The organism is Pandoraea norimbergensis, assembly GCF_001465545.3.
Taxonomy (GTDB): domain Bacteria; phylum Pseudomonadota; class Gammaproteobacteria; order Burkholderiales; family Burkholderiaceae; genus Pandoraea; species Pandoraea norimbergensis.
Genome location: NZ_CP013480.3, coordinates 4,620,458 through 4,642,941, shown reverse-complemented (window position 1 = coordinate 4,642,941; position 22,484 = coordinate 4,620,458). Strand labels below are relative to the sequence as shown.

General features: G+C 64.1%; 18 protein-coding genes. 10 read left to right on the top strand and 8 right to left on the bottom strand.

What is annotated here, in order from left to right; translation table 11 throughout:
- Positions 1 to 46 precede the first annotated feature (46 nt).
- A complete protein-coding gene (locus tag AT302_RS20200) occupies positions 47 to 1,039 on the top strand; it encodes a LysR family transcriptional regulator (RefSeq protein ID WP_084656356.1) in 993 nt (330 codons plus the stop codon).
- Positions 1,040 to 1,044: 5 nt separating this feature from the next.
- Here AT302_RS20200 and edd read toward each other — a convergent pair whose 3' ends face one another.
- Positions 1,045 to 2,892: a phosphogluconate dehydratase gene (edd, locus tag AT302_RS20195; RefSeq protein WP_058375548.1), complete on the bottom strand. Its 1,848-nt coding sequence runs from the start codon at positions 2,890 to 2,892 to the stop codon at positions 1,045 to 1,047.
- A gap of 293 nt (positions 2,893 to 3,185) precedes the next feature.
- Between edd and zwf the strand changes: the two genes are divergently transcribed.
- From zwf to AT302_RS20160, 7 genes are all read left to right on the top strand, one after another.
- Positions 3,186 to 4,646 (top strand): glucose-6-phosphate dehydrogenase, encoded by a 1,461-nt coding sequence (gene zwf, locus AT302_RS20190; RefSeq protein ID WP_058375547.1) that lies wholly within the window; start codon positions 3,186 to 3,188, stop codon positions 4,644 to 4,646.
- A gap of 79 nt (positions 4,647 to 4,725) precedes the next feature.
- Positions 4,726 to 5,403, top strand: a complete 678-nt coding sequence (pgl, locus tag AT302_RS20185) for a 6-phosphogluconolactonase (protein WP_058375546.1) — start codon at positions 4,726 to 4,728, stop codon at positions 5,401 to 5,403.
- Entirely contained in the window at positions 5,381 to 7,252 is a 1,872-nt protein-coding gene (locus AT302_RS20180; protein ID WP_058375545.1) for a bifunctional transcriptional regulator/glucokinase, read from the top strand. Before pgl ends, AT302_RS20180 begins: the two co-directional genes overlap by 23 nt.
- 165 nt (positions 7,253 to 7,417) lie before the next feature.
- On the top strand, positions 7,418 to 8,023 hold the full coding sequence (locus tag AT302_RS20175) for a MarR family winged helix-turn-helix transcriptional regulator (RefSeq protein ID WP_218918969.1): 606 nt from the start codon (positions 7,418 to 7,420) through the stop codon (positions 8,021 to 8,023).
- 103 nt (positions 8,024 to 8,126) lie between these two features.
- Positions 8,127 to 8,336, top strand: a complete 210-nt coding sequence (locus AT302_RS20170) for a dodecin (protein WP_058375543.1) — start codon at positions 8,127 to 8,129, stop codon at positions 8,334 to 8,336.
- Between the two features lie 148 nt (positions 8,337 to 8,484).
- Positions 8,485 to 9,984, top strand: coding sequence for an AMP nucleosidase (locus AT302_RS20165; RefSeq protein ID WP_058375542.1), 1,500 nt, complete (start codon positions 8,485 to 8,487; stop codon positions 9,982 to 9,984).
- 193 nt (positions 9,985 to 10,177) lie between these two features.
- Positions 10,178 to 11,554, top strand: coding sequence for a GntT/GntP/DsdX family permease (locus AT302_RS20160; RefSeq protein ID WP_058375541.1), 1,377 nt, complete (start codon positions 10,178 to 10,180; stop codon positions 11,552 to 11,554).
- A 120-nt stretch (positions 11,555 to 11,674) separates the two neighbouring features.
- Here the strand turns inward: AT302_RS20160 and AT302_RS20155 are convergent, their stop codons facing one another.
- The 3 genes from AT302_RS20155 to AT302_RS20145 form a co-directional block, all read right to left on the bottom strand.
- Positions 11,675 to 12,928: an Hsp70 family protein gene (locus tag AT302_RS20155; RefSeq protein WP_058375540.1), complete on the bottom strand. Its 1,254-nt coding sequence runs from the start codon at positions 12,926 to 12,928 to the stop codon at positions 11,675 to 11,677.
- A gap of 118 nt (positions 12,929 to 13,046) precedes the next feature.
- The gene (locus tag AT302_RS20150) at positions 13,047 to 14,435 is read right to left on the bottom strand and encodes an MFS transporter (protein WP_058375539.1); all 1,389 of its coding nucleotides are present in this window, start codon (positions 14,433 to 14,435) and stop codon (positions 13,047 to 13,049) included.
- Positions 14,436 to 14,617: 182 nt separating this feature from the next.
- On the bottom strand, positions 14,618 to 15,796 hold the full coding sequence (locus tag AT302_RS20145; protein ID WP_058375538.1) for a cytochrome P450 family protein: 1,179 nt from the start codon (positions 15,794 to 15,796) through the stop codon (positions 14,618 to 14,620).
- Positions 15,797 to 15,933: 137 nt separating this feature from the next.
- Between AT302_RS20145 and AT302_RS20140 the strand changes: the two genes are divergently transcribed.
- Positions 15,934 to 16,635, top strand: coding sequence for an ArsR/SmtB family transcription factor (locus AT302_RS20140; protein WP_058375537.1), 702 nt, complete (start codon positions 15,934 to 15,936; stop codon positions 16,633 to 16,635).
- A 194-nt stretch (positions 16,636 to 16,829) separates the two neighbouring features.
- On the opposite strand, the gene AT302_RS20135 is transcribed toward AT302_RS20140, so the two are convergent.
- The 4 genes from AT302_RS20135 to AT302_RS20120 all read right to left on the bottom strand — a co-directional run bounded on the left by AT302_RS20135 (position 16,830) and on the right by AT302_RS20120 (position 20,883).
- Positions 16,830 to 17,138, bottom strand: coding sequence for a DUF4148 domain-containing protein (locus tag AT302_RS20135; protein ID WP_058375536.1), 309 nt, complete (start codon positions 17,136 to 17,138; stop codon positions 16,830 to 16,832).
- A 286-nt stretch (positions 17,139 to 17,424) separates the two neighbouring features.
- Positions 17,425 to 18,426 (bottom strand): hypothetical protein, encoded by a 1,002-nt coding sequence (locus AT302_RS20130; protein WP_058375535.1) that lies wholly within the window; start codon positions 18,424 to 18,426, stop codon positions 17,425 to 17,427.
- 339 nt (positions 18,427 to 18,765) lie between these two features.
- Positions 18,766 to 19,650: an IclR family transcriptional regulator gene (locus AT302_RS20125; protein ID WP_058375534.1), complete on the bottom strand. Its 885-nt coding sequence runs from the start codon at positions 19,648 to 19,650 to the stop codon at positions 18,766 to 18,768.
- Positions 19,651 to 19,725: 75 nt separating this feature from the next.
- Complete coding sequence (locus AT302_RS20120; RefSeq protein ID WP_058375533.1) at positions 19,726 to 20,883, bottom strand: FAD-dependent monooxygenase; 1,158 nt, start codon at positions 20,881 to 20,883, stop codon at positions 19,726 to 19,728.
- A gap of 501 nt (positions 20,884 to 21,384) precedes the next feature.
- Between AT302_RS20120 and AT302_RS20115 the strand changes: the two genes are divergently transcribed.
- Positions 21,385 to 22,461, top strand: coding sequence for a porin (locus AT302_RS20115; protein ID WP_058379811.1), 1,077 nt, complete (start codon positions 21,385 to 21,387; stop codon positions 22,459 to 22,461).
- Positions 22,462 to 22,484: the final 23 nt, after the last annotated feature.

Genomic DNA, 22,484 nt, shown 5'->3' with positions numbered 1-22,484 from the left:
TGAGTAGCCGTACAATCCGGCATGTCACGTTGAGAGATTCAGGACAATGAAAACCTCCGGTCTGGGTGAGCTTGAGGCGGTGCTGGCGGTGGCGCGCCATCGAAATTTCCGCGCAGCGGCTACCGAATTGGGCGTCTCGACGTCGGCACTCAGCCATGCGGTGGCCGGTCTGGAGGCGCGCATCGGCGTGCGCCTGTTCAACCGCACGACACGCAGCGTGTCGCTGTCGGCGGCGGGCGCGCAGTTCGTTGACAGCGTGGCCCCGGCGCTTTCCACCATTCGCGTGGCGATCGAACAGGCGGGCAGTTTTCGCGACACGGTGTCGGGCGTATTGCGTATCAACACCTCCGCAGGGGCTGCGCGTGTGGTGATGCCGCTCTTTCTCGAGTTCTTGCAGCGATACCCGGACATGAAGCTCGATATCGTCACCGAGGGGAAGATGGTCGACATCGTCGCTGGCGGGTTCGACGCGGGCATCCGGCTGGCCGAAGCCGTGCCGCAAGACATGGTGGCGGTGCCCTTCGGTGGCGCGCTACGCTTTGCCGTCGTCGGCAGCCCGGACTACTTTGCCCGGCACAAGCCGCCGCGTGCCCCAGCGGATCTACTGGCCCACGCGTGTATTCGCATGCGCATGCCGAGTGGCGTGATCTATCACTGGGAGTTCGAGCGGCATGGCGAAGTGGCGCGCATCGACGTCGATGGCGTGCTGACGCTGGACGAACCCGATCTGATGCTGCAAGCAGCGCGCGCGGGTCTGGGGCTGGCGTATCTGAGCGAATGGAACGTGGCGGCCGACCTGCAAGCGGGCACGTTGGTGCGTGTGCTGACGGCGTGGACACCGCCGCTCGATGGCGTGTGTCTGTATTACCCGAGCCGCCGCCATGCGCCCGCCGGGTTGCGAGCGCTTATCGACATGATTCGAGAGCAAGCGGAGGCAGAGCGCAATCGTGGGGAGCGCGGTACTCAGCCTGCGCGCCCGCCCGCATCGAAGGGGCGAGTGCGCAGCCTGTCGCGCAAGCCGGGTGACAAGCGTGCCTAGGGCGCCTATGACCCCGGCGGATACTCGGCATCGTTGAACAACACGCAAGCGCCGTGCGGTGCCGCGCCCACGTTGTTGCGGAACAGTCCGAACGTGTTGCGCCACGGATCGAACGCGCGTTGCGGCGTCGGTTCCGGCGTGCGCGCCGCGAGCACGGCAGCGTCCACTTCCATATGAAGCAGGTTCTTCTCGCAATCGATGGTGATGATGTCGCCGTCCTGCACCCGCGCGAGCATGCCGCCTTGTTCCGCTTCCGGTGACAGGTGAATGGCGGCGGGCACTTTGCCCGATGCCCCCGACATGCGCCCGTCGGTCACCAGCGCCACGTGATGGCCTTCGTCTTGCAAGAGGCCGAGCATCGGCATGAGCTTGTGCAGCTCGGGCATGCCGTTCGCACGCGGCCCTTGGAAGCGGACCACGACGATCACGTCGCGCGTCAACTCGCCTGCCTTGAAGGCCGCTTGCGCCGATTCCTGATCGGGAAACACCCGTGCTGGTGCGCGCACTTTCTGATGTTCCGGTTTGACGGCGGACGACTTGATCACAGCGCGGCCGAGATTGCCTGCGAGCATGCGCAAGCCGCCTTCGTGCGCAAACGGCCGGGAGGCCGGGCGCACGATGTTCTCATCGAGGCTTTGCGCCGGGGCGTCCTGCCATGAGAGCACGTCGTCGCGCAGCGTCGCTTCCTGCGTGTAGGCGCGCAGGCCGTGACCCATGACAGTCGTCACGTCGTTGTGCAGAAAGCCGGCGTCGAGCAGTTCCCGGATAAGGAAATTCAGCCCGCCCGCCGCATGAAACTGGTTCACGTCGGACTTGCCGTTCGGGTACACGTGGGCGAGCAGCGGGGTGACGTCGGAGAGTTCTGCGAAGTCCTGCCAGTCGAGCAAAATACCGCCCGCATGCGCCATCGCAACGAGGTGCAGCGTGTGATTGGTCGAGCCGCCCGTGGCGAGCAGGCCGACCACGCCGTTGATGAAGGCGCGCTCGTCGAGAATGTGCGAGGTGTTGATACCCGTCTTGGCCAGCGCCACGGCGCGCGCGGTCGCGGCCTGCGTGAGTGCGTGACGCAAGGGCGTATGCGGATTGATGAACGAGGCCCCCGGCAGATGCAGTCCCATGAATTCCATGAGCATCTGATTACTGTTGGCCGTGCCGTAGAACGTACAGGTGCCTTCCGTGTGATACGCGGCAAGTTCGCTGTCGAGCAGGGCGGCGCGGCTGACACGTCCGGCGGCAAACTCCTGACGGATGCGCGATTTCTCGTCGTTCGGCAGACCCGAGGGCATCGGGCCGGCGGGTGTGAACACGGCCGGCAAGTGTCCGAACGCCTGCGCGGCGATGACCAGCCCGGGCACGATCTTGTCACACACGCCGAGGAACATGGCGGCATCGAACATCTGGTGCGAGAGCGCGACCACCGAGGCCATGGCGATCACGTCGCGCGAGAACAGCGACAACTCCATGCCCGCGTAGCCCTGTGTCACGCCGTCGCACATGGCGGGCACGCCACCCGCAACCTGCGCGCTTGCGCCATGCGCACGGGCGGCCGATTTGATGATGTCGGGAAACTCGACGAACGGGGCATGCGCCGAGAGCATGTCGTTGTAAGCGGTGACGATGCCGATGTTCGGGGTGCGCTCGGAGCGGATTTTCAGGCGGTCGTCGGCGGGCGCGGCGGCGAGCGCGTGGGCCATGTTGGCGCAGCCGAGCGATTCGCGCCCGGGTTGGCCTTGGGTGGCACGCTCGACACCTGCCAGATACGCCGCTCGTGACTTACGGCTGCGCTCGATCAGGCGTTCGGTCACGCGCTTGACCACCGGATGCAGCGACACGTTGTGCGAAGACTGGGTCATGGGGATTCCGGGACGTTGTGGGTTGCCCATACGTCTCGCGCGCTCGATACCTGCGGCGCGCGGCCCGCATGCTGGCTGGGAAGTGCTCTGTCCTGCGTCGCCCCGAAACTACCTGACGATGTAGTCAAAGCACGAGATTTAGTTGAATTGCAGTGTAGTTAAACTATAATGCAGTGTCAAAGTTGCGCCTTCCCAGTGACGTCAGAAACCGCTCGCAATGCCGGTGCGCCCGCTGTTAAGCCCTTGCGGCGCAGGTGGTTTCACGTTCCGACCGCACGGAGTCCACGCTCTCCATGAACACGCCTTCACCCTATACCTTTGTTTTGTTCGGCGCCACCGGCGATTTGTCGCTGCGCAAGGTGCTTCCGTCCTTGTTCAGGGCGTTCTGCACGGGCCAGTTGGCGGAGGTCGGCAACATTCTGGCGGTCGCGCGCAGCCCGATGGACGCCGAGGCGTACCACGCGTGGTGCGAGCAGCATGTGCGCTCCCACATCGGGGCCGACGTCTGGGACGAGGCGCAGTGGAAGCGCTTTCTCGGCACCATCGACTACCTGCCGCTCGATCTGGGCCGCAAAGAAGAATTCAATACGCTGGCCGAACGGCTGGCAAAGCGCGAGGGTGTGCGCATCTTCTATCTGGCGACCGGGCCGTCGCTTTTCATCCCGATTTGCGAAGGGCTGCGCAGCGCCAAACTCAACGAGAACGGCCGCATCGTGCTGGAGAAGCCGCTCGGTCATGATCTCGCCTCGTCCGTGGCGATCAACGACGCCGTGGGGTCGATTTTCCGCGAAGACCAGATCTATCGGATTGATCACTATCTTGGGAAAGAGGCGGTGCAGAACCTGCTCGCGCTGCGCTTTGGCAATGCGATCTTCGAACCGATGTGGCGGCGTGACCTGATCGAAAGCATTCAGATCACGATTGCCGAAGAGCTTGGCGTAGAAGGGCGCGGCGAGTTTTACGAGCAGACCGGTGCGTTGCGCGACATGGTGCAGAACCACTTGCTGCAATTGCTTGCCATCGTCGCGATGGAGCCGCCGTTCGCGATGGACGCCGACGCCATTCGCGACGAGAAGCTGCGCGTGCTTCGCTCGTTGCGTGCGCTGGATGACGACACGGTGGCGCGCAACGTGGTGCGCGGCCAGTATGGCGCCGGGGCCATCGGCAAGACAGCCGTGCCGGCGTACACCGACGAACCCGGCGTGCCGCCGGACAGCCAGACCGAAACCTTCGTCGCGCTCAAGGTCGAGATCGACAACTGGCGCTGGGCCGGCGTGCCGTTCTTCCTGCGCACCGGCAAGCGGCTGGGCGAGCGCGTGGCGGAGATCGTGGTGAACTATCGGCCCACGCCGTATCCGCTGCTCGGCCAAGCGACTGCGCATGCGGGCGCCAACCGTCTCGTGATTCGCTTGCAGCCGAACGAATCGATGCGGCTCTACTGTCTTGCCAAGCAGCCGGGCGAGGGCATGAATCTGCAAACAGTCCATTTGGATCTGGCCTTCGACCAGTTCTTCAAGGGCCACACCATGGATGCCTACGAGCGTTTGCTGCTCGACGTGATCCACGGCAGGCTCGCGTTGTTCGTGCGCCGCGACGAGCAGGAACAGGCATGGCGTTGGGTGGCACCGATTCAGGCGTACTGGGCGCGCCAGCACAAGGGGCCGAAGCGCTATGCCGCCGGGACTTGGGGGCCGCCCGCCGCAAGCGCACTGCTCGCGCAATACGGCACGTGCTGGGTCGAAGAAGACAACTGATAGACGACAGCCGAGCGCACGCGAAGTCAGGCAAACAGACCGGCGAGGCGGCGAAGTCAGCAAGCATAAGGAGCGAGACATGATTCACTGGCGGACGTATCCGACCCGCGAAGCGCAGGCGCATGCGCTGGCGAATGCGGTGGTTGCGGGCCTCGACGAGGCGCTGACGATTCGCCCGCGTGCGCTGCTCGCGGTGTCGGGCGGCACGAGCCCCAAGCCGTTTCTCACGCAACTCGCGCGCCTGCCCGTGGCGTGGCGAGACATCGGCATCACCCTCGTCGACGATCGCTGGCTGCCCGACACGCACGCCGACAGCAATGCCCGATTGGTGAGTGAAACATTGCTGCCGGGCGCCACGGGAGCGCAGTGGCTGCCGCTTGTCGACACTTCCGCTGCCCCCGAATTGCAAGTGCGCACGCTCAACGACACGTGGACTCACGGTGTGCCGCAAGTCTGCGTGCTGGGCATGGGCGAAGACGGTCACACCGCGTCGCTCTTCGCGGACGCGCCGCAATGGCACGACGCCATCACCACCCAAGACAAGTTCGTCCTCGTGCAACCGCAGCACGCTCCGTACACACGCGTGTCGTGGTCGTTGTCTGCGCTGGCGTCGAGCGAGCGGTTGCTGTTGCAGATTCGGGGCAAGGCCAAGCGCGCCGTGCTCGAAGCCGCGCAGGCGCAACCGCAGGACAACGCCATCTCCCGGCTGATTCACCGTGAAGGAGTCAAGATCGATGTCTTCTGGAGTGAGGAATAATCCCCCGCATGTGAGTGGCCCCCGGCTGCTCGCCGACATTGGCGGCACCAACGCCCGGTTCGCGCTTGAGATTGCACCGGGCGATCTCGTCGAGATTCGCGACTACGCCTGCGACGATTATCCCGGCGTGCCGGAAGTCATCCGCGCCTATCTCGATGAGGCCGATCACGCCGAACCCGTGCGTCACGCGGCGATTGCGATTGCCAATCCCATCGAGGGCGACGAAGTCCGCATGACCAATCGCGACTGGCACTTCTCCATCGAAGCCACGCGTCGTGCGCTGCGGTTCGAGACGCTGCTTGTCGTGAACGACTTCACCGCGCTGGCGATGGCGCTGCCGTATCTGAACGACACGCAGAAGCATCAGATCGGCGGTGGCGAACCACGGCCGAACGGTGTGCTCGGTCTGTTGGGGCCGGGGACCGGCGTTGGCGTGTCGGGTCTGATCCCGGCCGGTGACCGCTGGATTGCGTTGGGCAGCGAAGGCGGGCACACCACATTCGCACCAGCCGATGAACGCGAAATCGACGTGTTGCGCTACGCGTGGCAGCACTTTCCGCATGTGTCGTTCGAGCGATTGGTCGCGGGGCCGGGCATGGCGCTGGTCTATCAGGCGCTGGCCCTTCGTGCGAAAAAACGCGTCAAACCGCTCGAAACGCCCGACATCGTGAAACTCGCGGAAGCAGGCGATGCACTTGCCCGCGAGACGGTCGATTGCTTCTGCGCCATGCTCGGCACGTTGGCGGGCAATGTCGCCGTGTCGCTGGGCGCCGTTGGCGGCGTGTACCTCGGCGGCGGTGTGATTCCCAAGCTCGGCAAGCTCTTCGAAGATTCGCCGTTCCGCGAGCGCTTCGAGGCGAAGGGGCGTTTTGAAGCTTATCTGAAGAAGATTCCGACGTTCGTCATCACCGCCGATCATCCGGCGTTTCTTGGCACCTCGGCGATTCTTGCGGAGCAGTTGGGCACGCACGCGGCAGGGGCGGGCGCATTGATCGATCGCTTGCATCGCCTGCGCGATCGGCTCAGCCCCGCCGAGCAACGGGTCGCGGAGCTCACACTGAAACAGCCTCGCGCACTGCTGGCAGAGCCAGTGTCCGAAATCGCACGGCTGGCGCGTGTCAGTCAACCGACGGTGATCCGGTTCTGCCGCAAGCTGGGTTGTCAGGGGCTGTCGGACTTCAAGTTGAAGCTCGCGAGCGCGTTGACGGGGACGCTGCCGGTGCGCCACGGTCAGGTGCATGTCGGCGATTCGGCGGCGGAGTTCAGCGCAAAGGTGCTCGACAACACTGTCTCGTCGATTCTGCAACTGCGTGAGCATCTGGATGCACGCACCGTCGAAGCGGCCGTGTCGCTGCTCGATGGCGCACGTCGTATTGAGTTCTACGGGCTGGGCAATTCGGGCGTGATTGCTCAGGATGCGCACTACAAGTTCTTCCGGTTCGGCATGCCGACGATTGCCTACGGCGACCCGTATCTGTTGCAGGCGTCGGCGGGGTTGCTGAACGAAGGCGATGTCGTTGTGGCGATCTCAGCGTCGGGGCGTTCGGCCGATCTGAACCGCGCGGTCGACATTGCCGTCGGGCGTGGCGCGAAGGTCATTGCACTGACGTCTCGCAATTCGCCGCTCGCACGTAAGGCCACGCTGGTGCTGCCGAACGATCACGTGGAGACGATGGGCGCACACGTCACGATGATCGCGCGCATTCTGCATCTCGCGACGATCGACGTGCTGGCCGTGGGGGTTGCGATCCGGCGTGCCGGTCCGGGGGCACAGACGGCGGGCGAGGGCGCGCTCGACTGGCTCGGGCACGGCAGCGGGCAGGACGCGGCAGACGAAGCGGCGGCGTAGATCGATGGCGTGGCGGGGTGCGATTCGATCACCTCGTTCGACTCGGTCGATCGTTTGAATCGCCGGTATCAGTCAAGGAGTCCGACGTAATCCGTATACGATTTCTACGACTGTTTTGGCTGCTTGATATTCGTAAACATGTTTATCATAATGCGGCCTATGAAAGTGACCGATTCCGCCCAACGTTTCGGCTTTCTCGTGGCAGACGTTCAGCGTCTGTACGGGCGCCGCTTCGAGCAGTTTGCCCAACGCGCGCTGCCGATGACGCGCGCGCAGTGCCGTCTGCTCGTCTATCTCGCCGACAATCGCGGCGTGAGCCAGACCGTGCTGGCCGACATACTCGAAGTCTCCCCTCAGACGCTCGCACGCTCGCTCGAACGCATGGAAGAGGCCGGTTGGGTGCGTCGCCGCCCGGACGCCCGCGACCCGCGCTTGCATCGCCTCTACGTCACGCGTGCGGCGGTCGAACAGTTGGCGGTGGCGCGCAAGCTCTCCGATGAGGTGCGCAACGAGGCGTTGACCGGGCTGACGGCCTTCGAGACCGTGCAGCTCATGCAGTTGTTGCAAAAGGTGCGCCGCAATCTCACGAGCGTGGTGCCCAAGCCGCTCGATACCGTACTGCCGGCGGCGCTGCGGGGGATCGACGTTGCGGACCATTCGGCCGCCGCTACGTCCACCGAAGGCCAAAACGACGACCCGGACGACGGGCCGAACGACGGGCCGAACGACGGGCCGAACGACGGGCCGGACGAAGACAACCCCGCCAACTGACACAAGACAATCCCGACAACCCTATCGGACAAGCCCGACTTGCCGTGGGGGAGGCATGCGCCTAGCATGAGGAGTCGTTCCAACCACCTCTCGGGAGGCAGTCATGACGCAGCATGTCTACAAGCAGATCGAACTCACCGGCTCGTCGGAGAAGTCCATCGATGACGCCGTCAAAGGGGCCATCAAGCGCGCAAGCAAGACGTTGCGCAATCTGAACTGGTTCGAGATCACGGAAACACGCGGCCATATCGAAAACGGCAAGGTGGCTCACTGGCAGGTGACGCTCAAGGTCGGCATGCGTCTGGAGGACTGACGGCGGGTAGCGGGAAGGCGTTCGCGGCGGCCGGGAATTGAGCTAACGCAAGCCAAATCCGGCTCAAAACACGGCACCGCGGGCGTCATACAGTCGTGCCACAATAGGCGCATACTCGACATCACGAAAAGACAGAAGAGGTTTGCGCATGTCCGAACAAGAACCGGTCCACGCCACCCGATCGATCGCCGACCCGGTGGAAGCCGTCAATTATCTGAAGACGATCTACGACGCCAACACCGCATATCTGCGGGCGGCGTTCGAGCGCTTTTCCACCGAGAAGGACGCGGCGCGCCGTGTCAGCGCGCACTATCCTTTCATTCGCATCACCACCGAAGACATCACCCAGCTCGACAAGCGCCTGTCCTATGGCTTCGTCTCGGGCCCGGGGAGCTATCAGACGACGGTTACGCGTCCCGATCTCTTCGAGAACTACTACATCGAGCAGTTGCGCCGTCTCACGCACAACCACGGTGTGGCGTTCGAAGTCGGCGTATCCGACGAGCCGATTCCCGTGCACTTCGCTTATCGCGACGGCGTGTATCTCGAAGGCGATCTCGACCAGTCGCACCTGCGCGCCATGCGCACGGCGTTCGACGTGCCCGATCTCGCCAAGATGGACGACAGCATCGTCAACGGCACGCGCGATCCGCTGCCCGGCGAAATCCTGCCGCTCGCGCTGTTCACCGCGCCGCGTGTCGATTACTCGCTGCATCGCCTGCGCCACTACACGGCCACGTCGCCCGAGAACTTCCAGAATTACGTGCTGTTCACCAACTACCAGTTCTACATCGACGAATTCGTCGAGCTGGGCCGCGAGTTGATGAGTGCGAGCGACGACCCGGCGGAGCGCGAGTACCGCAGCCAGTACACGGCGTTTGTCGAGCCGGGCAACGTCATCCACTGGAACCAGAACATTGCCGCGCGCGATTCGGAGGGCACGCCGCCGCCGCGTCTGCCGCAAATGCCGGCGTATCACCTCGTGCGCCCGGATAACACCGGCATCACGATGGTCAACATCGGCGTGGGGCCGTCGAACGCCAAGACCATTACCGACCACATTGCGGTGCTGCGCCCACACGCGTGGGTGATGCTGGGTCACTGCGCGGGCCTGCGTAACTCGCAGCGTCTGGGCGATTACTGCCTGGCCCACGGCTATGTGCGCGAAGACCACGTGCTCGACGACGACCTGCCGCTGTGGGTGCCGGTGCCGCCGCTCGCAGAAGTGCAGGTGGCGCTTGAGCGCGCCGTGGCCGACGTGACGCAGTTGGACGATTTCGAACTCAAGCGCGTGATGCGCACGGGCACGGTGGTCACCGTCGACAACCGTAACTGGGAACTGCGCGATCACCGCGAGCCGGTGCAGCGCATGAGCCAGAGCCGGGCGATTGCGCTCGATATGGAAAGCGCGACCATTGCCGCCAATGGCTTCCGCTTCCGTGTGCCGTACGGCACGCTGCTGTGTGTGAGCGACAAGCCGCTGCATGGCGAACTGAAGCTGCCCGGCATGGCCGACCGGTTCTATCGCGAGCGTGTCGATCAGCATCTGAAGATCGGCGTGAAGGCCATGGAGCTGCTGCGCGATAACGGTCTGGACCGTCTGCACAGCCGCAAGCTCCGGAGTTTCAACGAAGTCGCGTTCCAGTAAAGCACCCGGCGGCGGCGATGTTTCGACACCTGAAACTTGCTGCCGCGCCCCGCCTGCCCCGTATCACGGGGCGTTGCGCCCCATGCGTGCATGCGGCCGCCGCTAGTAGCACAATGCCTTCGCACACCGGTACGACGCCGCTTCCCCGCGTGCGTTCTACCGGTGTTTTTGTTTCTCGTCATCAAGGATCATCGTGGAGCTAGTCAACCACGTCGTGCCCTGGGCAGCGCACGACACGCGTCTATTGCTGTCCTGCCTCGTCGGCCTCGTCGCCATCATTCTCTTCATCAGTGCGCTAAAACTCTCGCCGTTCCTGTCGATTTTGATCGGCACGTTTATCGCGGGTCTGGGCGCCGGCTTGCCGCTGGATTCGGTCGCGAGTGCCTTCAGCAAGGGCGCGGGCGGCATTCTGGGCGACGCGGGCATGATCATCGCGCTAGGGGCCATGCTCGGCGCGTTGATGGCGGACACGGGGGCGGCCGACCGCATCGTGACCGTCTTGCTCACCTTTGCCAAAGGCCGCGCGCTGCCGTGGATGATGGCAGTGGTGGCGATGATCATCGGGTTGCCGCTGTTCTTCGAAGTGGGCCTCGTCATGATGGTGCCGATCATCTTCGTGATGGCCCGCCGTGCGAACACGCCGATTCTGCGCGTGGCGATTCCGGCGTTGGCCGGCATGACCACGCTGCACGCGCTGGTGCCGCCGCACCCGGGGCCGCTGATCGCCGTGTCGGCGCTGCACGCGGATCTCGGCATGACGATGGGACTGGGGCTGTTGATTGCGATTCCGGCGGTGATTCTGGCTGGGCCGCTGTATGGCATGTGGCTCGCGCCGCGCCTGCATGTGGAAGCGCCGCAGCAACTGGGCGACCTGTTCACCAAGCGCGACGACGACCTCGCACCGCCGCCGTTTGCCGCTGCGCTGCTGGTGATTCTGCTGCCGGTGGTGTTGATGCTGGGCCGCACGCTAGCGAAGGTGGCGCTCACCCCCGAGACGCCGGTCTTCGAAGCGCTCGACTTCCTTGGCGAGCCGATCATCGCGTTGGCGCTGACGGTGATCGTGGCGATTGTCGTACTCGGCTGGGGACGTGGTCTGCCGCGTGCCCGCGTGGGCGAAACGCTGCGCCGCGCGCTGCCGCCGATTGCTGGCCTGTTACTGACGATTGGTGCAGGCGGTGGTTTGAAGCAGGCGCTGGTGACGGCAGGTATTGCGACGACGATCGGCAAGGTGGCGGTCGGCACACACATGCCGCTGATTCTGCTGGCATGGCTGATCGCGGTGGCGTTGCGTCAGGCGACGGGATCGGCGACGGTGGCAACGACCACGACGGCCGGCATCGTGGCGCCGCTGGTGATGCATCTGCCGCCGGTGCAAGGCTCGCTGATTGCGCTGGCGATCGGGGCGGGGTCGGTGTTCTTCTGCCACGTCAACGACGCGGGTTTCTGGATGGTGCGGGAGTACTTCGGCCTGAAGCTCAAGGAGACACTGTGGGTGTGGTCTGTGTTGCAGACCATCGTCTCCGTCGTGGGACTGGTGATGACACTACTGCTCTGGCAGATTTTGGTGTGATGCTTCGGCCCGCATGACGGGCTGAGACGCTGGAATTGCCAGCCATGAAAAAAGCGCGCAGACCGTGAGGTCGCGCGCTTTTTCTTTGCGATGTTGCCGTTTCTGTCGCTGCGGCGTGGCTTACGAAAACACGCGCTTCGCGTGAATGCCGAGGCCAAGCGCCACGCTGGCGAGGCGGTCGCCGAAGACCGGCGTCGCATTGGGGAAGGCCGCACACATGGCGCCGGACAGGCAACGCAGCCCCGTCGAACCGCCGGTGAAGTACAGCGCATCGACGTCTTCTGCACGCAGGCCGGCAAGCGATGCCGTGTGCACGGCACCCGCCGTGATGCTGGCGATTTCGTCGCTCACCGCGTCGACCAGTCCCGCTTCCGAGAACGCCACACCGAGTTCGCGCTCGATGACGGCGAGGTCGATACGCGTCTCGCCACCGGCAGCCACGGCAATCTTGGCATCTTCCGCATGCCCGACCAGCGCGTGACCGAGGCGTTGCTCCACCGTGCGCATCAGGCGGCGATGGTGGACCGGGTCGGCGTACAGGTGCGCCGTGAGGGCCAGTTCACCGACGCGCTTCGGCGTGTAGACGGTGTTGATCAGGTGCCACGTGGCCAGATCGAAGTAGATGCGGTTGGGCACTTCCTTGCCGTCCGGGCCGAGTGCCTTGTAGCCGATTTCACGCAGGATCGTGGCGAGTTCGATGCGGCGATCGAAGTCCGTCCCGGCGATATGCACGCCGTGGTGCGCGAGCACGTCGTCCTTGCGTTCGAGGCGTTGGGCACGATCCGGGCCCACGCGCACCAGCGAGAAGTCCGACGTACCGCCGCCGATGTCCACGACGAGCACTTGCTGCTCTTCGGTGAGGCGCGACTCGTAATCGAAGGCGGCAGCAATCGGTTCGAACTGGAAATGCACGTCCTTGAAGCCGACGTCGCGTGCGCTTTGTTCGAGCGAGCGTTGCGCGGCGGCATCGGCGCGGGGATCGTCATCGACGAAGAACACCGGGCGGCCCATGACCACTTGGCGCAGGTCGTCGCCATCGGATTTGATGGCGTGCGTGCGCAGGTGTCGCAGGAACGTCGCGATGATGTCGATATAGCGCATCGCCGACCCGTTGCCGAGATCGGTGGTGCTTTCGATGAGGGAGGAGCCGAGCAGACTTTTGAGCGAGCGCATCAGGCGCCCGTCATAGCCGTCGATATAGTCGGCGACGGCCTGGCGGCCAAATGTCGCGCGTCCACCTTCGTCGGCGTTGAAGAAGACGGCCGTCGGCAGCGTGCCGTAGCCGGCTTCCAGCTCGACAAGACGCATGGCGGCACCGTCGCGTACAGCGACGGCTGAATTCGAAGTGCCGAAATCGATGGCGCAGAAACTCATGGCATTGCGGCTCATGCAGGCGAGCCGTAAAAGGTCGGCAGTGTAGCACGGCCGGGCGGCCGGCCAAATTTAGTGTCTCAGAATACCTTCAGGACCCGCTCGCGACCAGTTAGGGCTTTCAACCGTGCGATGTTTTGGCAGGTGGCTGCGCGGCGGGCAGCGTGCGCAGGCTGCTCACCACGGCGGCCACGGCTGCGAAGACTGCCGCGACGTACAGCGCCGCGCGCGTGCCATAGCCTTGCGGTGCAACGCTGAAGATAAGCGCGACAAGCGCTGCGCCAGTCGTCTGCCCTGTCAGTCGCGCCGTGCCGAGCATGCCGCTGGCCCCGCCGCTGCGATGCGCGGGGGCGGCGGTGAGCATCGCGTAGTTGTTGGGCGACTGGAACAGACCGAAGCCGAAACCGCACAACGCCATGCGCCAGACGATGTCCCATGAGTGCGGCTGCGCGGGCAGCATGGCGAGCGCGAGCAGGCCGAGCGCGAAGGCCGTCATGCCGATCGCACCGAGCAGGCCGGGTTTGTAGTGTTCGAGCAAGCGTCCGGCGACGGGCGCAACCACAACGATGGTCAGCGGCCATGCGGTCATCAGCAGGCCGGTCTGCACGTGGTCGAAGCCGAGCGAATCCTGAAGATAGAAGGGCAGCGCAACGAACGCGAGCATCTGGGCGCAGAACGATGCCATCGACGTGCAGATCGACAGGCCGAAGATCGGAATGCGCAACAAGTCGACGGGCAGCAACGGCACGGGTTGCGTGCGCTGACGCCGCACGAAGATCGTGCCGATGATAACGGCGGCCACCAGTTCGACGGCGACGAGCCAGCGTTCCTGACCGTGGCCGAACGAGTCGATGCCGGAGATCAGCAGCCCGAAGGTGAGGGCGCTGAGCAGCGCACCGGTCCAGTCGAAGGCATGCGAGGCGCGGACGCTGTCGGGCAGCGAGCGCATGGCGATGCCCAGCGCAATGATGCCGAGCGGCACGTTGACGGCAAAGAGCCACGGCCAGTGGGCGATGGAAAGAATGCCGGCGGCGAGCGTCGGCCCGGCGGCCGACGAGACCGCGACGATCAGTGAGTTCAGCGCGACGCCGCGCCCGAACCACGCGCGCGGATAGATCATTTTCACGAGCGCGCTGTTCACACTCATGATGCCGGCCGCACCGAAGCCTTGGGCGACGCGGGCGAGTGTCAGCGTGACGAGCGAGTCGGAAAGTGCACAGGCCAGCGACGCGAGCGTGAAGAGCGCCAGACCGACCGTATAGACGCGCCGGTAGCCGACGATTTCACCGAGCGCGGCGAGTGGAAGCAGCGAGATCGTGATCGCGAGTTGGTACGCGTTGACGATCCAGATGGAAGTGGCGGGGCTGGCATTGAGATCGCGCGCGATGGTCGGCAGGGCAACGTTGGCGATGGCGCTGTCGAGCACTGAGAGCGAGATGGCGAGCATGACGGTCGCGATGGCCCAGACCCGGGCGGGCATGGGCATGCCGTCGGCATAGTGTTCTGACATGAGAGCAGCGAGGCGAGACTGCCGGTGAGTCTGCGCGACACGACCGGCGAAAGCGTAATCCTGCCCGAAATCGTGGAAATCGGCGTCGGCTGGGCTGGGAGCCTTATAAACAAAGGGATTGGGTTTTATGGATAGTGTTTTATCTGATGAAATTAATATTCCACCAGATAAAACAATAAGATTCAGTCCTTCGAGAAGCGTGCAATACGGGCGTTGCCGAGCGGGTGATATGACGTGCCCGAAGCCTTCGACGCGAGATCAAGTTCGCTAGCGAGTACCGTTTGCACGCCGACGGCGGCTAGCGTACTGGCGGGGGACCGGCCGGGGCACGCGTGCCCGCCGTGCCCGAACGTCCATGCCGTGTCGTCGGGGCTGATCGGTGTTGGGGCGGCGGCGAGTACAACCAGCACGACATCGCCCCGCGTCAGTTGCCGTTCGCAGATGACCGCCGGGGTGTGCAGAAGGCGGCGCGTGTTCTGGACGGGCGGGTCGAAGCGGATGACGTCACGAACGGCGGCAATGGCCGTGGCGAGATGGGGTGGCGTGGCAGGGCGGTTCGCTGCTGGCGTTCCCGCTTCGGTTGCCGTTGTCGACGGTTCGGCGCGCGCCAGACGGCGAAGCGCGTTGGCGACGAGTCCTGCGCAGGCATCGTGGGTTTGCGTGAATAGTCCAACGACATTGGCCGTCAGCGCGCGCGAGTCAATGGCAGGTTCAAGGGCGGCGAGATTCGCGGTGCGCTGAAGCCAAGTATCGGGTGCGTTGTCGGTGCTGAGCCATTGGCGGGCGAAATCATTCAACGTCGTCGCGGCGCGGTGGCCGTCAGCGATGACCTCGGCCCGTGGTGTAGGACGTGCCGATTCCGCCATTGCGGCGACAAGGGCGTGAGCGTTCGCATAGACGTCAGGCCATTGCGATTCCGTAACCCCCAGCCAAGCGGCGAGTGCATAGATGGGTTGGCGGAAGACGTAGTCATCGAGTTTTTCCGAGTACGCGGCGGCGCTGGCGTAGCCGAGTCGGTCGAGCGTTGGGGCGTCGGCCGACAGTGAGGCAAGCTGTGTCGCGAGCCACGGCTTGAGCGTGATGTGTTCCGCACCGTCATTCATGCGAACGAGCCGCCCAAACCATTCACCCGCCGCACCAGAGGCGAGCGCGGCGGGCACGAGCGCCCCCGCCGGCCGCACGCCACATGCCGGATGACGCAGCACCTCAACGAGCGCCTCCGGCCCGGCGGCGACCCACATGCCGAGCGCCGCGTCGAAGTCGAACGGCCGCTGTGCCGCAAGTGCGCGGTAGTACGGATAAGGATCGGGGTGGGTGACGGCAGTCAGGGCATTCGTCGGGGGCGAATCGTCAATGTGCATGGTGCATCCTTCGATAGGCGGCGAGAGAGTGATGCCATTTTCTGTCCGGTCTGGCGTGGCACGTTTCATCACACACTGAAGTGTCGAGCGCGGCACCGGACATATACTGCGGTGCATATTCTCCTACGGAGCCCGCCATGGACCTCACCCGCGATTACGCCCCCGGCGTTAGTTCGCTCGCATCCCTGCTCGCCGATGCGGGCCGCATGACCATGCTCTGGGCGTTGATGGACGGTTCCGCCCGTCCGGCAGGGGAACTTGCACTCGTTGCTGGCCTTTCCCCCTCAAGCGCCAGCGGTCACCTTGCCCGTCTCGTCGACGGCGGCGTCCTCGCCCAAGAAGCCCGCGGACGCCATCGCTATTTCCGCATTGCCACACCGGAAACCGCCACGGCCATCGAAGCGCTCGCGAGTGCCGCGTTGGCAACACGCGAACTCCGCCCGCGTCCGGTCCCCGTCAGCCGCGCAACACCGCCCCCGCTACGTCACGCACGCACCTGTTACGACCATCTTGCCGGCGAAGTTGCCGTTGACCTGTTCGCGCGCATGCGTGAGCGTCGCTGGCTTCGCATCGACGGCAGTGATGTCGCGCTAACCGACTCGGGCGTCAACGGCCTCACCGCCCTCGGCGTCGACCTCACCACCGCCCGCGCCCGCCGCCGTCGCTTCGCTTGCACCTGCCCCGACTGGAGCGAACGCAAACCTCACCTCGGCGGCGCCCTCGGCGCGGCACTCCTCACCACGTGCCTTCACGCCAAATGGCTTGAGCCGACACGCGAACCTCGAGCGCTGCGCGTCACGCCGTTGGGCGAACGCCATCTCGCCGACTTCGCTACCTGATTTATCAGGCGCACAAAAAGAAACACCCCGCAGAAATATGCGGGGTGTGAGGCACCGGGAGCGGTGGGCTACGGGACAGGATCCGAAGTCGATCGTCCTGGCCGCCGTAGCGTCGTCACCGGTTGCCGCTTGAGCACGCTTCAAACTTTGCGTGTCCTCGCGCCGTCAACCAGCGCCGACGCGAGAGGCTGGCTTTAACTACCAGCGTAAGTCGAATTGATCAGTGCAGTCGAACCTTGGACACGGGCCCCAACCGAATGACCGTAAGTCTTCAGTTGCGGATACTGACTGTCAGTCTGCGTGAGCTTGCCTTGCGCTTGGGCTTCGATCAGTTCCTGACGAACCTGTGCGCTCGGCACGGCCAGCTTTTCGCTATACACGCTCGATTGCCAGAACAGGTTTTCGTTCGGATAGCCGTTACCGCCAGTGCCTGCAAATGCGGCCGGTGCGGCTGCCACAGTCAAGGTCGCGGCAATCAACAGATGCGAAAGTGTGCGGGTCATGATGTTTCTCCTGTCTTTATTGTCTGGTGGTCGGCCGGTTCACTTAGATGTCCGGCACCGCCTACGCCTCTAAGGTAGGACGACCACGTCGCAGGAGTAACCGCATGCGGCGCAACAATGCATTGCAGATAACGTGCCAACTCGAAACCCGCATGCAGCAAGGGTTTCAAGGCGACGGACGTTGTGGAGCCAGTCGAATACCGACTCTAATGAAGATGTTAATTAACAGGAGTGCGACAGGATGTCGCAGCGCCGTCGGGAGAAATGACGGCGCGCAGCAGGGCGATCAGAACTTGTAGCCGACGCCTGCGAGGAAGATGTCGCTGTCGCGGTCGTAACCGGTCACGACGCGGTTCCATGAGAGGCGTCCGACCCAATGATCGGCGAACCGGTACGCCATGCTCATCGTCAGCAGACCGGCCACGATGTTTTGTGCACCACCCGCCGCCCGGTTTTGCTTGTATTTGTTCCACGTGACATAGGGGCCGAAGCCGAGGCCGAGACTAAAGCGATCGCTGAAGAAGTCGTTCTTGACCCATGCCTGCGCCGCAATTCCCTGACGGTTGCCGATGTCGCTATGCCCTTCGTTGATCAGCGAGACCGTGCCGTCGAACCACCGGCCGAACCCGTGCCGGTATTCGATGCCTTCCGCCGCCGCGTTCTGCGAGTCGAGGCTGTTCACGATCGACAGCCCCGCCATCACCGACAGCACGTCGCCGGTCGGCACCGGCGGATCCATGTTGCCGATGACAGGGCCCGGCGTCGACGGCTTGTCCAACTGATAGCCCACGCCAAGCAGGTACTGAACGGTGTTGATGCTCGACGGCGATTGCACGTAGTTGGCGCGTGCCTGCACGTACCAACGGCTCGCGAAATAGTAGGTGGCGGTGGCCGAGAACATGGCGCCCCAGCCGTGGTCGTCCTCATAGCGCTTGCCGCGACTGCCGGCCACGGTGTCGTAATAGCGATACGGGCCAACGCCTACGGCAACGTCGAAGCGGCGGTCGAAGAAGGCCTGTCGCGCCCACACTTGCAACGCAAAGCCATCCCGGTGATGGTCGGGAACGTGACCCTCGTTCATCCACGTGAAGCTCGCGGCGAAGTGTTCACCGAGCCCCTGCCGGTAGTCCATGCCCCACGAGTAAGTGTGCGCGTTGTCGTCGTTACGGGCGTTCATGGCCCCCGCATAGACGGTGGCCTCCTGCGCCTGAGCGACATGAGCGAAAGCCGATGCACCACAGACCACGCCGGCCACGGCCGTGCGCACCCACCAGGGATTGTTTTTCATACTTGATCCGCCGCAATACGTGCATTCGTTCGTCGCGACAGCGTTAGCGACGTTCGTGTAATTCGATACGCGGCACCTTCGTGGTGCCCCTCGGTTCGCGCTATCGTAGCAGCGGCGCTCTCACTGACGCGAGACGTCGGGCCGCCGCTTCAAATTACCGAACATTACGGCATCGGTGAGCCACATCGTATGGCATGCCGAAACAGTTAGTCAAACAAGATGTCAGGGAATGAAAGGGGTTGCGACCGAGGCCAGTCCGTTGGAAGGTCTGGCGGTCGTTTCCCCTGTATTTGCGCGATCTCGCAGCGGTGAGAGGTCGCCGATGCAATGGCTTGAAACTCAGGCCCTTTCTGCCGCAGCTAGGAAAGCTGGCGCGTCTGCCAGTAATACGGTGAGATCGGCCGCGCCGGATTTGACGACGGCCGCCGTGCGCTCCCGGCTAAGCGTGTCGGTGCCCACGAGCGAGCGAGGCCCCGCCACACTCAGTGCGGCCAGCGGCCGTCCTTGTGCATCGAGTACTGCCGCCGCGCATGCGTCAATACCGGCTTCGAAGCCGTCCTGACTCCACGCGCAACCGGTTTCCCGGTCGCGTGCCAATTGGGCGTCCAGCGCCGCGTAAGTCCGCGCACTCTGCGCTGTTGCCGCCGCGAGCGGCTCAGGGCCAAGCAACGCCCGGCGGCGCTCAGGGCTCAAGTGTGCAAGCAGCGACCGCCCCGGCGCGGTCAGATGCGCGGTGACACGACTCCCCGCGCGGATATTGCTCACGAGGGGCAGGGCAGGCGTCTCGCACAACAGATAACGCACCTGCGTGCCGTCGAGCACTGTGAGATAGCTGGACAACCCGGTCTCGCTGGTCACGCGTGTCAGCACGCGGCGCGCCGTGGCGAGGTGGTCCTCGCCCGCGAGCGCCGCTGCGGAAAGCGTGAGAAAGCCGAGGCCGAGCCGATGCCCGCCGTGCGGCAGCGGTTCAAGCACGCCTTCATGCTCAAGGGTGGCAAGCAGTCGCATGACGGTCACGCGATTAACGCCGATACGCCGGCCCACCTCGCTCATGTTGGCCGTCGAGCCGCCGTCCGCCACAAAGCGCAGCAGCTTGAGCGCGCGCATGACCGGCGTGATGAGCCCGGTCTGCGTAGCATCGCGATCGTCACGATCGTCACGATCGTCGCGCTCTGCGCGGGCAGTGCTGGAATCGCGGGCAGTGGCGGGCGTTGCTTTCGTCATGCGGTGCTGTGCGTGTAGTTGTGTGGAAACGAAGCGGCGATCAACGATCTGCTATCGGCTGGCGTTAGCGGGTGCTCAAGCAGCCACCGGCACCTGCCATGCGTCGTATTCGTAGACCCAATCGGCGTTGCCGCCCTCTTTGAGCCACTGGTTGCCGCGCGAGCCGATCTGCACGCGCGCGGTGCGCTCGCGACGTGCCGCTTCGTAACCGGCGAGCGCGCCAGCCAGTGCATCCGCATCGGCGTTCGGGCCGACCTCGGCAAGGTGGCGAGACATTACCACAGCGTCTTCGATGGCCATACCGGCGCCCTGCGCCATGAACGGCATCATCGGATGGCACGCGTCGCCAAGCAGCGAAACCCGGCCGCGCGACCATTGCGGCAGCGGGTCGCGCACGTACAACGCCGACTTCAGCACGCTGTCGCACGCATCGAGCAGCGCGCGAGCTTCGGGATGGTAGTCGGCATACATCGCGCGCAACTCCAGCACGTCGCCCGGTGCGGTCCACGACTCGAGCGTCCAACTGTCCTGCGCCGTGGTGGCGAATACGAAGATGTCACGGCCGAGATTGAGCGGGAACGTCACGATCTGGCTCGACGCCACCGGTCCCCACCACTTGGTGAACGCGCCCAGATTCGGCACGCCGCCCAGCTTGTTCGCCGGGACGACCGCGCGATAAGCAACGACTCCCGTGAACTCCGGCGATTCCGGTCCGAACAGGCCCGTGCGCACGACCGAGTGAATGCCATCGGCACCGATGAGCACATCCGCGTCGTCGTGCGTGCCGTCGGCGAAGCTCAGCCGGATGCGGCCCGTCTCGCCAACGCCCGGCGCTTCGAAGGAAACGAGCTTCTTGCCCAGCGCGATGCTCTCCGCGGGCACCGCTTGCTCTAGCGCCTGAAGCAAATCGGCACGATGCATCGTGAGTTGTGGCGCGCCGTACTTGGTCTGCGCGGTCTGTGCCATCTCCAGTCGCGAGGTTTCCTCACCCGAATCCCACGTGCGGCTGATGCGATGGCTCGGCTGTGCAGCGGTTTCGCGCAAGGCGTTGCCAACGCCCAGACCGTCGAGTGCCCGCACGGCGTTGGGCGTCAGGTTGATGTCGGCGCCGACGCGGGCGAACTGGGCCGCCTGTTCGTAGACGCGCACACGAAAACCGGCACGAATCAGCGCGATGGCGGCGGCCAGACCGCCGATGCCGGCACCGTTGATGCCGATGAGGGGAGCTTGCATGGGGACACCTTTTGATAAACGTTGCGACGAATTCGGAAAAATAAAACGTTCAAATATGAACGTGATGTTCAAATATTATTGTTTTTGATTCGATCCATCGCAAGCCTTCCTCGGGTAAATCCCGACACAACGTGTTCGGCCGGAACAACGCTCCCATCGGACGCGCAGCAACGCCGGCGGGACGAACAGCACCTCACCAAAGCTTTGAATACAAGATGCCAGCCGCCGAATGCGCGCGCGGTAGCACGCCAAATTCCTGTCATCAATTCGTGCATCTCCGCTGCGGGACTCGAGCATCACCTGGCCTAAGCTCCGCATTGTTGGTTTCATAAGTAATCCAACGTTTCATAGGTGGAACGTCAGAGTGCGACGGTACGAAGGGCGTGACCGGCTTGGGTTGCCGCGCGTCGTCGTTGGCGTCACCACCGTTTTCGAGTCAGCGAATCATCGAACGACAGGAGTACACAGATGAAGCGGTTTCCGACGGGGCGGATCTCGGGGATGACAAAACTGGCGGCAGCGATGCTGCTCGCCGTTGGTGTGCCGATGGCGGCCCATGCGCAAAGTAATGTGACGATCTACGGCAGCATGGATGCTGGCGTGGCGTACGTGAATAATCAGGGCGGCAGCAGCAACTTTCTCGCGCAACAAGGCGGCACGCAGCCGGATCGCTGGGGTTTTCGCGGCGTTGAAGATCTGGGCGGCGGCAATCGCGCGATCTTCCTGCTGGAGAACGGTTTCTCCACGCTCAACGGCAACACCCTCAAGGCGGGTGCGATGTTCAACCGCCAGTCGTGGGTCGGCTTGCAATCGGACACGCTGGGCACGGTCACGATCGGCCACATGACCACGTTCAACTTCGACTGGCTGGGTCCGTTCAGCACGTCGTATCTGGGCATGAACTGGTACATGTTCCACCCGGGCAACCTCGACGAACTGGCCAATACGTCGGTGGTGCAAGTGGATAACTCGGTGCGCTACGTCACACGCGACTTCGCGGGCTTCAAGGCAGGCGCCATGATCTCGCTGGGCAACACCACCAACTTCGCCACCGGCAAGAAGTGGAGCGTGGCCGCGAACTACACCAACGGGGGCTTCAAGGCGTCGGCGGTCTACTCGAACGAGAACAACCGTACGCCGAACGTCGCCGTCCTCGGTGGCGCCACCTTCCAGAACCAGCCGGTCGCAACCTATACGGCGTCGAACGTCGAGAATATGGGCGCGGGCGCTTCGTATGGCTTCGGCGCGTGGCTGCTGCACGCGTTGTACACGCGCGTGAAGCTCGAATCGCCGGGCTACAGCGACACCTATCAGGCCTTCGACGCCGGCGCGAACTACGCCACCAGCATCGCCAACACGATCACGTTCGGGGCGGCCACGACGAGCATGTCGGGCAAGCGCTGGACGCAGGTAAGTCTGGGCGACGTCTACGCCTTGTCGAAACGCACGCAGGTGTATGTGAGCGGCGTGTACCAGCACGCGAGCGGCAACGGCGCCGTCACCGCCATCAACACCATCGGCGCGTCGTCGACCGCCAATCAGGTCGTGATCATGTCGGGCGTGCACCACGCGTTCTGACGCGCATCGATCTTCACCACCGA

Bases quoted from the DNA above. Each gene is read 5' to 3' on its own strand.
- AT302_RS20200 (WP_084656356.1), top strand. From the start codon at position 47: ATGAAAACCTCCGGTCTGGGTGAGCTTGAGGCGGTGCTGGCGGTGGCG.
- AT302_RS20125 (WP_058375534.1), bottom strand. From the start codon at position 19,650: ATGACGAAAGCAACGCCCGCCACTGCCCGCGATTCCAGCACTGCCCGC.
- AT302_RS20135 (WP_058375536.1), bottom strand. From the start codon at position 17,138: ATGACCCGCACACTTTCGCATCTGTTGATTGCCGCGACCTTGACTGTG.
- zwf (WP_058375547.1), top strand. From the start codon at position 3,186: ATGAACACGCCTTCACCCTATACCTTTGTTTTGTTCGGCGCCACCGGC.
- AT302_RS20170 (WP_058375543.1), top strand. From the start codon at position 8,127: ATGACGCAGCATGTCTACAAGCAGATCGAACTCACCGGCTCGTCGGAG.
- AT302_RS20145 (WP_058375538.1), bottom strand. From the start codon at position 15,796: ATGCACATTGACGATTCGCCCCCGACGAATGCCCTGACTGCCGTCACC.
- AT302_RS20140 (WP_058375537.1), top strand. From the start codon at position 15,934: ATGGACCTCACCCGCGATTACGCCCCCGGCGTTAGTTCGCTCGCATCC.
- edd (WP_058375548.1), bottom strand. From the start codon at position 2,892: ATGACCCAGTCTTCGCACAACGTGTCGCTGCATCCGGTGGTCAAGCGC.
- AT302_RS20150 (WP_058375539.1), bottom strand. From the start codon at position 14,435: ATGTCAGAACACTATGCCGACGGCATGCCCATGCCCGCCCGGGTCTGG.
- AT302_RS20180 (WP_058375545.1), top strand. From the start codon at position 5,381: ATGTCTTCTGGAGTGAGGAATAATCCCCCGCATGTGAGTGGCCCCCGG.
- AT302_RS20130 (WP_058375535.1), bottom strand. From the start codon at position 18,426: ATGAAAAACAATCCCTGGTGGGTGCGCACGGCCGTGGCCGGCGTGGTC.
- AT302_RS20165 (WP_058375542.1), top strand. From the start codon at position 8,485: ATGTCCGAACAAGAACCGGTCCACGCCACCCGATCGATCGCCGACCCG.
- AT302_RS20155 (WP_058375540.1), bottom strand. From the start codon at position 12,928: ATGAGTTTCTGCGCCATCGATTTCGGCACTTCGAATTCAGCCGTCGCT.
- pgl (WP_058375546.1), top strand. From the start codon at position 4,726: ATGATTCACTGGCGGACGTATCCGACCCGCGAAGCGCAGGCGCATGCG.
- AT302_RS20120 (WP_058375533.1), bottom strand. From the start codon at position 20,883: ATGCAAGCTCCCCTCATCGGCATCAACGGTGCCGGCATCGGCGGTCTG.
- AT302_RS20115 (WP_058379811.1), top strand. From the start codon at position 21,385: ATGACAAAACTGGCGGCAGCGATGCTGCTCGCCGTTGGTGTGCCGATG.